Origin of the sequence: Viridibacillus sp. NPDC096237 (assembly GCF_050278625.1) — a bacterium.
Classification (GTDB): Bacteria; Bacillota; Bacilli; order Bacillales_A; family Planococcaceae; genus Viridibacillus.
Genome location: NZ_JBNNTI010000023.1, coordinates 15,150 through 29,340, shown reverse-complemented (window position 1 = coordinate 29,340; position 14,191 = coordinate 15,150). Strand labels below are relative to the sequence as shown.

Sequence of the window (14,191 nt, the reverse complement as noted above, 5' to 3'; positions counted from 1 at the left end):
TTAACAAAACACATTATAGAAAGAAGGTCACTTATGAAAATCAATTTTAAAAACCTAACTGTTCAAGTGATTATCGCCATTATACTTGGTGTTGTCGTAGGAGCAGTGTTCCCTGAATTTGGAGCTAAACTGAAAGTTTTAGCTGATATTTTCATCAAAATGATTAAGATGTTAATTGCACCAATTATCTTCCTAACCGTTGTCATCGGTATTGGTAATATGGGTGATCTGAAAAAAGTTGGTAAAATCGGAGGAAAAGCATTACTTTATTTCGAAGTAGTATCAACGATCGCTTTAGCTATTGGTTTGTTAGTCGTACACATTGTACAACCTGGTAAAGGTTTAGATACTTCTGCAGCAGTTGGTAGCGATGTTTCGGCATATACGAGTGCGGCAGCTGAAAGTGAAGGCTTAATTGGTTTCATCATGAGTATCATTCCAGATAACTTCTTCGGCTCTCTTGCCGCTGGACAATTACTACCGGTTCTATTCTGTGCTGTTTTGTTTGGTGTCGCTTCAGCGTCTCTTGGAGAAGCTTCAAAACCAGTTATTAAATTATTTGAACAAACATCAGAAATCTTCTTTAAAATAATTGGTATGGTGATGAAACTTTCGCCTATCGGTGCGTTCGGTGCTATGGCTTATACTATTGGAAACTTCGGTGTTCAGTCACTATTTAATTTAGGTCTGCTTATGGTATCTGTATATATCACAATGTTCTTATTCATCGTCCTTATCTTAGGTGCGATTACAAAATACTTCGGCTTTAGTATTTTCAAATTTATCGCATATATAAAAGATGAGATCTTCCTAGTAATAGGTACTTCATCTTCTGAATCTGCCCTACCATCAATGATGCGTAAACTTGAAAACTACGGATGTTCGAAACAAGTAGTTGGGTTAGTTGTACCAACTGGCTATTCCTTTAACCTTGATGGGACATCCATCTACTTATCAATGGCTGCGATGTTCATCGCACAAGCGTATGACGTACCACTATCAATCTGGCAACAAATTATGTTACTTGGGGTATTAATGTTAACTTCTAAAGGAGCTGCAGGTGTTACAGGTTCAGGTTTCATCACTCTAGCTGCTACTTTAGCTGCCTTCCCGATGATTCCTGTTGAAGGTATTGCTTTACTAATTGGTGTTGACCGCTTCATGTCTGAGGCTCGTGCCGTAACAAACTTAATCGGTAACGGGGTTGCAACTGTTATCGTAGCAAAATCTGAAAATGAATTTGATCCATCTGGCGCTCAAAACAAAGTCAATACAGAAACATCCGTTAAAAGCGCCCCTGTACTATAAAAGATCGAATACTCTATAACAAAAAATGTGCATTACTAATTATTACTATCAAGACCTAAATTAAAAGAAGGCAAATAAATAAAAGGGCGTTACATATTTTATATGACTAATATGTAACGCCCTTTCCTTTTTATTAGACTCAAGCACCCCGTTCGTATTATAAGGTCAGCCAGAGAATCTGGTTGACTATTTTGTATTCAATTTATAGATTGATAGTAGCCAGGGTAGAACGGAAGCACCCGTGGGACTTGATCCCGACAACAACTTTCTACGTTAGAGCGTGAGATTAATCAATTGGCGGCACAACTCGAAGAATATGAATTAATCCAATCGCTTCCCGGTATAGGTGAAAAAATCGCAGCCACGATACTTTCAGAAGTTGGGGAAATTGAGCGGTTTAATCATCCAAAAAAGTTAGTAGCCTTTGCGGGACTAGACCCAAGTGTGTTTGAATCAGGGCGCTTTAAAGGCACAAAAAATCACATTACCAAACGCGGCTCAGCTAGACTTCGCCGCATGCTTTACACAGCCGTCCGTTGTTCAATTCGAGATAGCCGTAAAAAGAAAACAACAGATGAAACCCATGCACGAAATAAACGATTACGAGCCTCTACGATTTAAAACGCGAAGAAGGTAAACCGTATAAAGTAGCTATTATTGCTTGTGCTAATAAGCTTTTACACTGGATTTATGCGATTTTAAAAACGAAAACACCGTTCCAAAAAACCATTTAGTTACAGTATTTTAAAATAAAACAAAATCCTTCCAAATTAAATTCGGAGGGTTATTTATCTTGTGCTTTTTAGTATAACATGAAGTGTTTTTCGATTAAAAATGTTTTACTTGACATTCTATTAGCTGGTTTAGTTGAAAAAGAGTAAACAGATAATCAGTTATTTATATAATCCAATACTTCTTGTATATAGTTTTCCAATGGTTGTCCTGTATTCACAGTGATACACCTATAGTTCGAAGGCTTTTTGCTATTTTGAAGCGTATGTTTAAAAGCGGCTTCTGATTTTATCTCTTCTATCTGACTAACCATTCTTTCGCGATTTTTCAATCTATAATTTATCTCTTTGAAGTCATCAAGATAACACTCAATATATTTATATTTAACATTGTATTTAACTGATAGTTTTGTTCCTTTATCAACCAATTCTCCATATAGACACGGACTATCAAGTATTACGTTTTGTCCTAGTGATAAATGAAAGTCAACAAGAGACCAATCAATATTATATGAAATCTTACCTGCAAGTTTTCCATCGATTGAAACTTCAATGGAGTCAACGGAATTTAATAGAGCCGATTTTACTATATCGTGATCAATGATAATCCCCCCTGTTCTTTTAATAATCTCACGTGAAAGAGTAGATTTGCCGGAACCAGGAAAACCTGACATTTGAACAAAAAACAAGCTTCATCCCCCTCTTCAATAAACTATTTAGTAACATTATTTTCCGATAAAACCAAAACCTTCCACATTGAATAAAGAGGGTTATTTGTGTTATGCATTTTTAGTATAACATGAAGTGTTTTTCCATTTAAAATGTTTTACTTGACATTCTATTAGCTGGTTTAGTTAAATAAGGGATTTATTTTATTAATTGATTGAACTATAATATCAGGTCTATCAATATGTATTGAATGACTTGCTCCTTGTGCGATTATAAATTTACTATTTGAAGTAAGATTAACTTGATTCATGATAAGTCCTTGCCACTTTTCTTCAAATAATCTTAACTCCCACTCTGGTAAACCCTCCATAGTACCTAACCTAATGTTATACTCTTTATCTCGGCCAATAACAATTAAGGGTATATCTAGGTATTCTACCGATTTTTTTATGATATCTCCATCTCTCTTCCAGTTGCTAATTTCAGAATACATTGCTTTATATAAAGAAGGATTTATCTGGAAACTTATTAAGCGTTGTTGAATATCATTAGGGAGTAGCTTTTGTTTTTCTGTTAGAGTAGGGTTAATAACTTCTCTTAATTCTTCCCTTGTCATTTGAGAATAAGAATGACATTTTTCCATCCAAATTTCATCGGTTGACCCTTCATTTAAAACAGGTAAATCCAAATCATCTAAAACCTTTAAATCAACAGAAGTTGAATCTACTAATACTATTCCAGCAACCTTTTTAGGATGCTCTTTCACAAAATGCTGTAACCCACCATAGGAATGACCAACTAATACTACGGGTTCTGATAATTTAAGTGAATGCATCAACTCACTTACTTCATTTACGACTGTCTGTGTATTACGGACTTCATTACGAATTTCACTTGCACCTTGACCGGGTCTATGAAACATTATAACTCTATTTGATTTACTTAATGACTCTGTCACTTCGTACCATTCATCGAATGAACAATCCATTCCTGTAAGGATAATTATTGGTGTCCCATTTTTCCCTTTTTGAAATATCTCTATCTTATTTTGATTTATTGTTAAAAATTGTATAATTTTACTCACCTCTTTGTTTAAATATCAATTAATATTAGTTTTTCTTGTTAAGCTACCTGCCCTTTAGTTGAACATCTTGTACTTTAATAGACATTCACCACCTTAAATAAAGGAATGAATATCCTTTAATAATAATTCACTAACTTTTAACCAATTGTTTAAGAACAATGATCTTATATCGAGTAATTTTCCCATCTGTATCCCCTTTTACTTTGTTTATAGACAAATTTAGTAGCTAATCTCTATATACATATTCTACTGATGTGTTTTTATATCCGTGTAAATTAATATGCCACCCAATGTAGGATTATCGTTTGGAGGATAGCTCACCGTTTCACTTCCTTTCCAATATATGTTTCATCTTTTACGTTTCTGATTGATCTCTTAATGATTGTTTTCTAAACATTACTATTTTTTCAAGTACCTTCGATATGCATTATAAAAGTAAGTAAGTGAGAACAATTTTAAAGCTCTTTTTCACGTATTGCTTTTTAGCACAAAATTATTAATCTATAAACTGTATTCAACGTTGATTTATAAAAAACCTCTTCAACTATTGCCAATCCTGAATTGCTATTGGATTATATGTATCATTAAATAAAATGAAAAATAAGATTGTATTTTTATTGCTTCTATTCCCCTCTTCATGTATGCTAAGAACAAATCAAAGAAGGAGTGATACCATTTTGGCCTCAAAAGCAAAACGTCATAGACAGCATGTATTACGTAATTTAGGCAAAGATGTAACAACACAGCGCGGAGAAGTTGCATTTAGCACACATACTAGAACAACGAAAACGAAAAAAGACAAATTACAAGTTCAATTCCATAAACACAAAAAGCATTTCCAGGGAGATCATTATTCCGATGGAGATGCTTTTTTAGCTTCAATTTTTTGTTCTTGAGCTATGGCGAAGATAATGCCATTTGTTTTATTTTCTTAAAGTTAAAACAATCTGATTGAATCATTATTAAATTTTTCTGCTTCGTAATTATTTACGATTCCTTCTGCTATAGCTTTTATTACCATCTTATATTATTATAGGCTTTCATAAAGACCAACCTCATTCTCTATCTTTTGTTCATCAAAATAACATTTAAATCACTTTTTCACCACTTATGTAATAAATATGAATTTCTACTAATACATTATCTTTTTTTAGTGTATTAATTTCTTTGCCTAGTGCCTTTCGTAGATCTTTATTAATTTCTTTCCCGTACCTAGTACTAGTGCCATCATTGGGACGTATATTTGTCAATATACTTAAGCCTACGAAATTTGGTTCTATTTCTTTCAAAACTCTTTGAACTTTTGCATATCCTTTATCTTTAAGAATCCACCTTATTTTTTCTTTATTTAATTCATTATATTGTTTATCTGTTTCAATGGAATACGTAAAAGTCTTATTGACATGGACTGAATAACCTTTATAAATTGTGTTTCGTATTGCCTCTTGAGTAGCTTTTTTGATATTTTTTTCATTTTCATCTATATAAGTTTGTCTACCTGCGATCAGTACATCCACTCTCTCCTCTGAGAAAGTTATGGCGATTGAGATTTGATAAGGAATGTTTTCTTCTTTGAGTCTAGTTCTAATAGCTTTATTAGCCTTTTCAAAAATTCTCTGATTTGAGCTCATCCTCGCGATCTTTCTGAGTCAAAGAATGATTCGTTGAAGCTTCTACATGAACTTGAAACTGATGTATAAACCATCCACCACCAAGTAATAGAAAAAGAAGTGTACTTAATGGTTTAATAACTCTCTTCATAAATTATTCCTCCAATAATTCGTTATAAATTACGATACTTATTGAAAATTTAAATTGAATAACAGTACCTGCTACTTACAATAGTTAATACTGCTTGTTAGAATACTTGGTCCCAACTTTTCAGTTTTGGAATTAGAAAGACGCACTTGAACTTCAACATTCTCCATTTCTGCTGTAATTGAATCAAATCGTCCAGCCCAAGTTGGACTATCCTCTTCTGGAGTAGGATAAAGTCTAAAACGCCAACTTATTTCTTTTGGAATAAAAGCAAACCCTTCATAACTATCATAGTCTCCATAAGATGAAGTCTCTGGAAGGTGAACAGCAAGAATACTTATATTAGTTCGTGCAAAACTTGGTGGATTTAATTGCACTTTATAAATCAATGCTTCACCTTTGGCATTTGTCAAACTCTTATCAACCGGCTCCAAAATAAGACTACATGGCACTGAAATCGCATTGCTTTGAGATGGATACATAAAGAAAGCTACAATAAGACATAAAAACAAAAATTTCTTTTCCATAAGCACCTCTTACAATTTTTTGATTAGGTTAACCCAACTCTAGCTGGATAATGAACATTATATCTTCAATAATCTAGCTTTATTTGGCTTGCTGAACAAATGACCTCATTAGAAGTATAAACTTTTATTTCAATTTGATACTACCTTTTAGGTGAATTGCGGGGATGTGTTATACAATATAGTTTTATCAAAATTTTATTAAATAGGTTTGATTATCAGCATAGAAAAAAGCCATTTTGATAAATATTCATCAAAATTGGCTTTAAACATATTTTATTTGATTACTTTTAAAAAAAGTTTGCTCATTTTAACGAATTTCCCTTAAAGAAATCATACGATTATATCTTAAGTTATATAATAGATGATTGAATTTTTATAGTAATTTTTCTGGTTCGTGATCATCTACGATTATATTGATAGCATCATTTGATTCTTCTGCTATTGCTTTGTTAGCATTTTTATTACCACTGTAAGTAAGAGAAGGTGAACCACCAAACACAAGCTACCTAGCTAAAATGTTAATACATAATCCTTTATTTATCTTTTTGTCAAAATCAATTTTATTTACACCATTATACTTACAAAAAAATCCCCTAATACATAGATTAGGAGATTAATTGTTCGAACAAGCGTGAGACTGAAGTGATTTATTTGAAAACCATTGCGGCTTTTACTGCTTTTTGCCATCCTTCATATAATCCATCGCGTTTCTCTTGTTCCATTTCAGGTTGGAATGACTTGTCATTCTTCCAGTTCTCTGAAATTTCATTTCTATTTTCCCAATAGCCAACTGCTAAACCTGCTAAATAAGCGGCTCCTAGTGCTGTTGTTTCATTGATTATTGGACGATCAACTTGTACATCTAATAAGTCACTTTGGAATTGCATTAAAAAATCATTTGCTACTGCTCCTCCGTCCACACGTAACGTTTTTAGTGAAATGCCAGAGTCTGCTTCCATTGCATCCAGAACATCTTTCGTTTGATATGCAAGCGATTCCAAAGTTGCGCGTATAAAGTGCTCTTTGGTAGTACCTCTAGTAAGCCCAAATACTGCTCCTCTTACATCACTATCCCAGTAAGGAGCTCCTAATCCAACAAATGCCGGAACAACATAAACGCCATCTGTTGAAACTACTTTCTCAGCGTATTGCTCACTTTCACGAGCGTTTCTAAACATTCTTAGACCATCTCGTAACCATTGAATTGATGATCCTGCAACAAATATGCTTCCTTCTAAAGCATATTCCACTTTACCGTCAATTCCCCAAGCAATGGTTGTTAGTAAACCATGATCTGATTTAACAGCCTTTTCTCCTGTATTCATCAGCATAAAGCAGCCGGTACCGTACGTATTTTTTACCATTCCACTGTCAAAGCATGCTTGACCGAAAAGTGCTGCTTGTTGATCTCCCGCAATACCAGCAATCGGCGCTTCATGACCAAAGAAACAATCCTCTGCTGTATAAGCATATATTTCTGAAGAAGGACGAACTTCAGGTAACATAGAAGCAGGAACTTCTAAAATTCCAAGTAACTCGTCATCCCACTTCAGATCAAATATATTGTACATCAATGTTCTAGAAGCATTCGAATAGTCAGTTACATGTCTTTTTCCGCCCGATAACTTCCAAACAAGCCACGTATCAATCGTCCCGAATAGTAAGTCTCCTCTTTCCGCCTTCTCACGCGCTCCTTCCACATTGTCTAAAATCCACTTTACTTTTGTACCTGAGAAATAGGCATCTATTAAGAGTCCTGTTTTATCACGAAATGTATCAGCATAACCTTGTGATTTTAATTTGTCACATATATCAGCTGTTTGACGAGATTGCCAAACAATCGCATTATAAATCGGATCTCCTGTATGTCTATCCCAAACGACGGTTGTTTCTCGTTGATTTGTGATACCAATTCCCGCAATTTGTTCTGGTTTTATATTTTTTTCAGATAATACACCAGCAATAACGGCCAAAATTGAACTCCAAATTTCATCTGCATTATGTTCTACCCATCCAGATTTAGGGAAATATTGCGCAAATTCTTGCTGTGAAGTATGGAAAATAGAGCCTTCTTTATCGAATAATATTGCACGAGAACTTGTTGTTCCTTGATCTAGTGCCAAAATATATTTATCTATCATATAATCTCCTCCAAATATATGTTTTTCTTATGGTCCTCAGCGTTACTTTTCTTCTAATTCTTGTTTTAGAGTAATTTGGGCACCTATAAGAACGACAAGTGTTATCGCCCCTACTATCCAAAATGCTACGCTATTAACTCCTGTGAAAACTTGTTGATAAAATAGCGCACCAAATGCACCACCGATAATTGGACCAACAATTGGTACCCAAGCATAACTCCAGTCCGATGAACCTTTACCACGAATAGGAAGAATGAAATGCGCAATTCTTGGCCCTAAATCACGTGCTGGATTAATGGCATAGCCTGTTGTTCCGCCTAATGATAAACCAATTGCCATAATAAGCGCACCAACAATTAACGGATTTAAACCTTCTGTAAATTCATTTGCACCTATCATAAGTAATCCAAGAAGTAAGATGAAAGTACCGATAATTTCACTTGTTAAATTGGAAAGTGGATGACGAATCGCAGGTGCTGTAGCAAATACACCCAGTTTTGCGTCCTTATCCTTTGTTTCCTGCCAATGCGGCAAATATTGAAAGTATATGATAACTGCCCCGATTATTGCTCCAATCATTTGTGCTAAAATATACCCTGGTACATCAGCCCATGGGAATTCACCAATCGATGCCATTCCTATAGTTACTGCTGGATTTAAATGCGCCCCACTGAAATTCCCTACTGCATAGACGCCCATTGTAACAGCAAGCCCCCATCCAGCAGTAATAACTATCCAGCCTGAACCTTCTGCTTTGGATTTTTTTAGCACGACGCCACCAACAACTCCGGCTCCAAAAACGATTAAAATCATTGTTCCAACTAATTCCCCAAAAAACGCAGTCATTTCTTTTCCCCCTTTGTAATTGTAAGCGGTTACGAAAAAGCACAAAAAACTCCACATCTAATCACCCGCCTATGGCAGAATGAGAAAATGTGGAGCTCAAAACTCAACCACTATTTGTTAACCTACCTGTATTCTATAAAGCATTTTAACAATTGTCAATATGTTTTATATTTAAATGGAGTTATTAATCCCCAAAAGTGCATGTTAATTTTCAGCTGAATGCAGCCCAAAGTTTAGCATCTGATGTTGTAACTGCCCTAGCTCCAGCATTTAATGCTTCTTGCACATGTTCCTCCGTACGGATTAATCCCCCACTAATAATCGGAATTCCTGTTCTAGCATGAACTTCGCTAATTAGCTGCGGAATAACTCCAGGTAAAATTTCTATAAAATCTGGTTTTGTTCGTTCGAGTAAAGAATAACTTTTTTCTAAAGCAATTGTATCCAATAAAAACATTCTTTGAATGGCTATGATTCCTTTTGATTTTGCTTTCAAAATCATATTTGCTCGAGTTGATATAATTCCTGCTGGACAGATATCATTACAAAGAAACTCTGCAGCGTAGTCATCCGTTTTTAACCCTTGAATTAAATCTGCATGGATTATTATTTTTTTACCATGCCTATTAGCTTCTGCTTTAATTGACTTTAGATTGCTTAAATGTACTTCTAGCAAAACGATATATTCAAAGTGACTTTCTAACAACTGCTCTAATTGTTTTAGATTCCGCATTGCCGGAAGAATATTTTGATTATGAAAAGACATATCATTCCCCTCCTTTTAAACCATTTACGATTTCTTTTGATACCTTACCATCATATTTATAAAACAGTCGTTGCGCAAAGAATTTCTTGATTTAACTCTTCTTCGTACTTTAATCGTTCCGTTTCTGTCCAGTTAAAAATAGATGACATTTCAGAAATAACTTGATCCTTCCACTCATACACTATTTCAATATTAAATAAGAGCTTCCCGGTTCTTCTTATAAAAAAATCGACGGGTTTAACAGCCATTTCATGATAAATTGCGTACATTAGCTGTATATACAAGCTTTGAGGGAGGTTTTTACTACCTTCTTGTAAGTAAGAGAACACAAAATCCACATTAGAACCATACAATTTTACAAGTTGTTTTGCTTCTTGTTCTTCTAAGCCCATACTTTGCCCTTTTTTTACTTTTTCAATTACGAATTGGTCCATTTTTGAAGAACCGCCAACTTCACCACCTGAAATTGGTAAGTTTCTTGTTAAACATGCCCCAAACTTCTGTTCACCATCTAATTTTTTTACAACCATATTAACGACAGTCTCTGCCATTTTACGGTAACCAGTTAACTTACCACCAGCAATCGTAATTAACCCACTCTCAGATTCCCAAATTTCATCTTTTCTCGAAATCTCAGACGGATTTTTACCATCCTCATGAATCAATGGGCGAACACCAGCCCAACTAGATTCGATATCTTTTTCCGAAGCGTTTATTTCGGGGAACATATACTTAATAGCATTCAAAATATAATGGCGATCTTCCTTTGAAACACTCATATCTTTTGGGTTACCTTTGTAAAAAGTGTCCGTCGTTCCTACATACGTTTTTTTATCTCTTGGAATAGCAAACACCATTCTACCATCTGCTGTATCAAAATACACAGCTTGATGAAGCGGGAAAATGGATTGATCAAACACAAGATGGACACCTTTTGATAAGATTAAGCTCTTATTGCTTTTAGAACCGTCTACTTCTCTTAATTTATCAACCCACGGTCCTGTTGCATTTACTATTTTATTTGCTTGAACTTGAGCACTTTTTCCTGTCAGAACATCTAATACTTCTACTCCAATTATTTTATTCTGATTATTGTATATAAACTTATCAGCTTTTGCATAATTCACGATTGATGCACCTTTTTCTGCAGCAGCTTTTACAACTTCTATCGTTAAACGAGCATCATCTGTACGGTATTCAACATACAAACCACCGCCTAGTAGGCCTTCTTTTTTTACAAGAGGTGCTTTACTAATCGTCTCTTCCTTAGAAAGCATACGTCTTCTTTCTGCTTTCTTCACCCCTGCTAAAAAGTCATAAACTCTTAATCCAAACGAAGTAGATACTTTCCCAAAAGTACCTCCTTTATGAAAAGGAAGCAACATCCATTCTGGCGTAGTAACATGTGGACCATTTTCGTATACAATTGCACGTTCTTTCCCAAGTTCCGCTACTTCTTTAATCTCAAATTGTTTTAAATAACGTAAGCCTCCGTGGACAAGCTTTGTAGATCGACTAGATGTTCCAGAGGCAAAATCTTGCATCTCCACAAGCGCAACCTTTAAACCGCGCGTCACAGCATCTAACGCAATACCAGCTCCTGTGATTCCTCCCCCAATTACAAGTAAATCAAATTGCTCCTTCCCCATACTTTCTAATGTTGCATTTCTTTTTACTGCTGAAAATTGAACCATTATTTTTCCTTCCCTTCTCTATGTTTTAAGACAACAAAAAAAGAGACCAAAACGCACATCATTGCAAAAACGCAATAATGTCGTTAGGTCTCTCAATAGCTCAAACCATATTTATTAACTTGCTTTCAGTTTATCACAGTTAGTCGCTATTGTGAATTAATAATATTCTTTTGTTATTAATCTTTATGATTATTATATGGCTGGGCTAATGGCTTGTAGTTGATTTTTTATGAAACATAATTAATCGATCTCTTGAATCACTTTTGTTTCTGAGATTCCCGCTGTTTTTTGATGTGGTTTTCTATTTTGTCAAATACAAAAAACTTAATCTCTTTCGGGATAATTGCCCAGCTGAACCAATCTCTCAAATCGAAATCCGAATTTTTCGAAAAGCGCGGTTAAAGCTTGATTCTCTTGAGCTGTGGTTGCTTCAATGTAAGTTAGTCCTAATTTGTCTTCTCCATATGACATTACTGCAGAGGTTGCTTCAACATATATCTATATTTTCAATAGAAACAATTGAAATTGCCTCTTCAGATAACTTCTTAGAGCACACTGCAACTATATGAAAATCATCTAGGTTGAACACCTGAAAACAATATTTTTTTGAAAGTTGATTACACTCATACATTTGTATTACGCCAGGAAGAATACAAAATGAAAATGAATCAAGTGGAATATATAATCCTTTTCCTTCTGCTTTCACATAACTTTCTTTCAATGTCCAAAGTTTATAGAAATACTTAATCTGTTTTTCTTTTGGTTGGTTTAAAATATCCTTATACTCACTACTTGTAAAAAACGCTTTTGCAACACCTAAATCGTTATTTTTAATTATTTCTACATCTATGCCAATAGGAACATCGCTAACTCCACACACAACCCAATCACCAGCGTGAGCTAAATTAAAATGAATTTGTTCAAAATTTTTGAGCTTGGGCTTACCAAAACTATTATTAGTAAACTGGATCTGTTCGCGAGTAATTCCGAAGTCTTTTTTTAAAGAATGTCGTAATAAGACTTCTGCCATTATGGAACGCTTTTTATCTTCCTCGAAGTGGTATTTTTTTACCCTTTCCCTTCTTTCAGTAGAAATTATTTTTTCAAGTTGTTGGAATACACCTAGATCAATTTTTTTTGTTATTTTCATTGCATATATACATATCATAATTGTTCTCCATAATAAATATTTTAAATAATCGTAAATTATTAACAGCATGTAAATGAAAGGCTTTCAAAATAAGTTTATTAGTACTTTCATTTCTTCAAATGGGCACGTTCTCCAAATTTCTAAATAGCTTTCTAAAAACTTTTTAAATGTTTCGGTCAAAGTAATCCTCCATAAAATTCAAATTCTATGAAAAATGAGAAAATCCTTTAAAAAAGAGAATAAACTTAAACTTTTCTATACTGCTCTGCTTCTATCCGTACCCCTCCACGTCTCATTTGCAACCAATAATAGGTCGTTGTCAGCACGCTGATAGCACCAAAGACTATCACCATGAGTTGCAGGCCAATAAAATCTAGTAAAGCACCAGTAGACAATAAGACGATTTGAAATATGATCCGATCTAACATGTTTCGGAAAGAAAAGAAACGACCATGATATTCTTTTGGTACTTGTTTTTGGAATATTGTCATCACTGTTGGGAAGAAACAACCAACCGCGAATCCAAAAATTCCAAAAGTAACTAATGTCAGTAAGGAACTGCTAGCAAAATACAACAGCATCTCCCCACTTCCAATGACAATGAGACAAACAAATAAGATTTGCTCTATTCTCCATTTCTCCCCTATGTATTTGATGGCAAAAGAACCAATCATAAAGGAAATACCTTCAACAGTGTAAATCATCCCTTTTATCATCACCGAATCTTGAAATTCACTTATCTTAATGACTAATAAATTAAATGAACCTAAAAATAGGACGGGTATAAACGATAAAATAAGCGTCATCTTCACGCTAAGATTAGCTTGTAGCATAGGGAACACTTCTTTAAATTCGCTTCCCTTTTTGGTACCCTCTCCAAATCGACCAATTCTTTGAGGTTTCTCCTCTGGGATTTTCAACATAAAAGTAAATAAAAGCAATGCAAAATAAGCGGCGAATGAGAGGATATAAAGTGTATCTATTGCTGAATAAACTAATATCAAACCCGCTAAGGCTGTCCCTGCAACACGAGCGACTGTCGAAACATTCATATCCCAACCATTTAGTTGCAATAAATCTCTTTCACTTACAATTAGAGGTAAAGTCGCTTGCAGTGCAGGAAAATAAAAAGATGCAGAAATTTGTATAAGTATTAAGAAGACAACCATCCACCAAATAGAACCTGTTGCTAATGCTATAAACATAAATAATACGCTCACAACTCGCCCTATACTTGAATAAATTAGCACCGTTTTTTTACGCGATTGATCAATGATACGCCCAGCTAATGGTCCCATCAACACTCCTGCTAGTAAACCACTTGATAGAATAATTGACTTTATAAAATCAGAAGGCACCTTTTCTTGCATAAATTCTAGATTGCCAATTATACTTGCCCATAACCCCAACCCTGCGATTAATTCACCAAACAAAACAATCCAAACATTTCGATTTTTCCACATATTTTTCTCCTTAAAAAGAAAGGAGCTACAATGAGCTCCTTTCAAAATGTATAT

At 34.5% G+C, this 14,191-nt stretch carries 14 protein-coding genes and 1 pseudogene; 3 read left to right on the top strand and 12 right to left on the bottom strand.

Translation table 11 applies throughout. The features are described 5' to 3' along the window. Positions 1–33 precede the first annotated feature (33 nt). A complete protein-coding gene (locus ACQKMD_RS13490) occupies positions 34–1,308 on the top strand; it encodes a dicarboxylate/amino acid:cation symporter (protein ID WP_427752651.1) in 1,275 nt (424 codons plus the stop codon). A 255-nt stretch (positions 1,309–1,563) separates the two neighbouring features. Further along, a pseudogene (locus ACQKMD_RS13485) lies at positions 1,564–2,042 on the top strand (IS110 family transposase); the annotation flags it as partial. A gap of 155 nt (positions 2,043–2,197) precedes the next feature. Here the strand turns inward: ACQKMD_RS13485 and ACQKMD_RS13480 are convergent. Continuing rightward, complete coding sequence (locus ACQKMD_RS13480; protein ID WP_427752649.1) at positions 2,198–2,728, bottom strand: AAA family ATPase; 531 nt, start codon at positions 2,726–2,728, stop codon at positions 2,198–2,200. 161 nt (positions 2,729–2,889) lie between these two features. Next, positions 2,890–3,792, bottom strand: coding sequence for an alpha/beta hydrolase (locus ACQKMD_RS13475; protein ID WP_427752647.1), 903 nt, complete (start codon positions 3,790–3,792; stop codon positions 2,890–2,892). Between the two features lie 677 nt (positions 3,793–4,469). Here ACQKMD_RS13475 and ACQKMD_RS13470 point away from each other — a divergent pair. Next, entirely contained in the window at positions 4,470–4,688 is a 219-nt protein-coding gene (locus tag ACQKMD_RS13470) for a hypothetical protein (protein WP_427752645.1), read from the top strand. Between the two features lie 192 nt (positions 4,689–4,880). Here the strand turns inward: ACQKMD_RS13470 and ACQKMD_RS13465 are convergent, their stop codons facing one another. The 10 genes from ACQKMD_RS13465 to ACQKMD_RS13420 all read right to left on the bottom strand — a co-directional run bounded on the left by ACQKMD_RS13465 (position 4,881) and on the right by ACQKMD_RS13420 (position 14,137). Beyond that, on the bottom strand, positions 4,881–5,423 hold the full coding sequence (locus ACQKMD_RS13465; RefSeq protein WP_427752644.1) for a hypothetical protein: 543 nt from the start codon (positions 5,421–5,423) through the stop codon (positions 4,881–4,883). Continuing rightward, positions 5,398–5,553, bottom strand: coding sequence for a hypothetical protein (locus tag ACQKMD_RS13460; protein ID WP_427752643.1), 156 nt, complete (start codon positions 5,551–5,553; stop codon positions 5,398–5,400). The genes ACQKMD_RS13465 and ACQKMD_RS13460 overlap by 26 nt, the downstream gene beginning before the upstream one ends. Positions 5,554–5,624: 71 nt before the next feature. Next, positions 5,625–6,077 (bottom strand): hypothetical protein, encoded by a 453-nt coding sequence (locus ACQKMD_RS13455; RefSeq protein WP_427752642.1) that lies wholly within the window; start codon positions 6,075–6,077, stop codon positions 5,625–5,627. 647 nt (positions 6,078–6,724) lie between these two features. Beyond that, entirely contained in the window at positions 6,725–8,218 is a 1,494-nt protein-coding gene (glpK, locus tag ACQKMD_RS13450; protein WP_427752641.1) for a glycerol kinase GlpK, read from the bottom strand. A gap of 42 nt (positions 8,219–8,260) precedes the next feature. Continuing rightward, positions 8,261–9,064 (bottom strand): MIP/aquaporin family protein, encoded by an 804-nt coding sequence (locus ACQKMD_RS13445; RefSeq protein ID WP_427752640.1) that lies wholly within the window; start codon positions 9,062–9,064, stop codon positions 8,261–8,263. Positions 9,065–9,275: 211 nt separating this feature from the next. Then, on the bottom strand, positions 9,276–9,830 hold the full coding sequence (locus tag ACQKMD_RS13440; RefSeq protein WP_427752639.1) for a glycerol-3-phosphate responsive antiterminator: 555 nt from the start codon (positions 9,828–9,830) through the stop codon (positions 9,276–9,278). Between the two features lie 56 nt (positions 9,831–9,886). Continuing rightward, positions 9,887–11,524, bottom strand: a complete 1,638-nt coding sequence (locus ACQKMD_RS13435; RefSeq protein WP_427752638.1) for a glycerol-3-phosphate dehydrogenase/oxidase — start codon at positions 11,522–11,524, stop codon at positions 9,887–9,889. Positions 11,525–11,848: 324 nt separating this feature from the next. Next, the gene (locus tag ACQKMD_RS13430) at positions 11,849–11,995 is read right to left on the bottom strand and encodes a GNAT family N-acetyltransferase (RefSeq protein WP_427752637.1); all 147 of its coding nucleotides are present in this window, start codon (positions 11,993–11,995) and stop codon (positions 11,849–11,851) included. 16 nt (positions 11,996–12,011) lie between these two features. Continuing rightward, positions 12,012–12,692, bottom strand: coding sequence for a 4'-phosphopantetheinyl transferase family protein (locus ACQKMD_RS13425; protein ID WP_427752635.1), 681 nt, complete (start codon positions 12,690–12,692; stop codon positions 12,012–12,014). 227 nt (positions 12,693–12,919) lie between these two features. Continuing rightward, a complete protein-coding gene (locus ACQKMD_RS13420; RefSeq protein WP_427752634.1) occupies positions 12,920–14,137 on the bottom strand; it encodes an MFS transporter in 1,218 nt (405 codons plus the stop codon). Between the last annotated feature and the right edge of the window lie 54 nt (positions 14,138–14,191).

Excerpts from the sequence above, each read along its gene's own strand:
- ACQKMD_RS13490 (WP_427752651.1), top strand. The coding sequence starts at position 34 with ATGAAAATCAATTTTAAAAACCTAACTGTTCAAGTGATTATCGCCATT.
- ACQKMD_RS13465 (WP_427752644.1), bottom strand. The coding sequence starts at position 5,423 with ATGAGCTCAAATCAGAGAATTTTTGAAAAGGCTAATAAAGCTATTAGA.
- ACQKMD_RS13460 (WP_427752643.1), bottom strand. The coding sequence starts at position 5,553 with ATGAAGAGAGTTATTAAACCATTAAGTACACTTCTTTTTCTATTACTT.
- ACQKMD_RS13455 (WP_427752642.1), bottom strand. The coding sequence starts at position 6,077 with ATGGAAAAGAAATTTTTGTTTTTATGTCTTATTGTAGCTTTCTTTATG.
- glpK (WP_427752641.1), bottom strand. The coding sequence starts at position 8,218 with ATGATAGATAAATATATTTTGGCACTAGATCAAGGAACAACAAGTTCT.
- ACQKMD_RS13445 (WP_427752640.1), bottom strand. The coding sequence starts at position 9,064 with ATGACTGCGTTTTTTGGGGAATTAGTTGGAACAATGATTTTAATCGTT.
- ACQKMD_RS13440 (WP_427752639.1), bottom strand. The coding sequence starts at position 9,830 with ATGTCTTTTCATAATCAAAATATTCTTCCGGCAATGCGGAATCTAAAA.
- ACQKMD_RS13435 (WP_427752638.1), bottom strand. The coding sequence starts at position 11,524 with ATGGTTCAATTTTCAGCAGTAAAAAGAAATGCAACATTAGAAAGTATG.
- ACQKMD_RS13430 (WP_427752637.1), bottom strand. The coding sequence starts at position 11,995 with ATGTCATATGGAGAAGACAAATTAGGACTAACTTACATTGAAGCAACC.
- ACQKMD_RS13425 (WP_427752635.1), bottom strand. The coding sequence starts at position 12,692 with ATGATATGTATATATGCAATGAAAATAACAAAAAAAATTGATCTAGGT.
- ACQKMD_RS13420 (WP_427752634.1), bottom strand. The coding sequence starts at position 14,137 with ATGTGGAAAAATCGAAATGTTTGGATTGTTTTGTTTGGTGAATTAATC.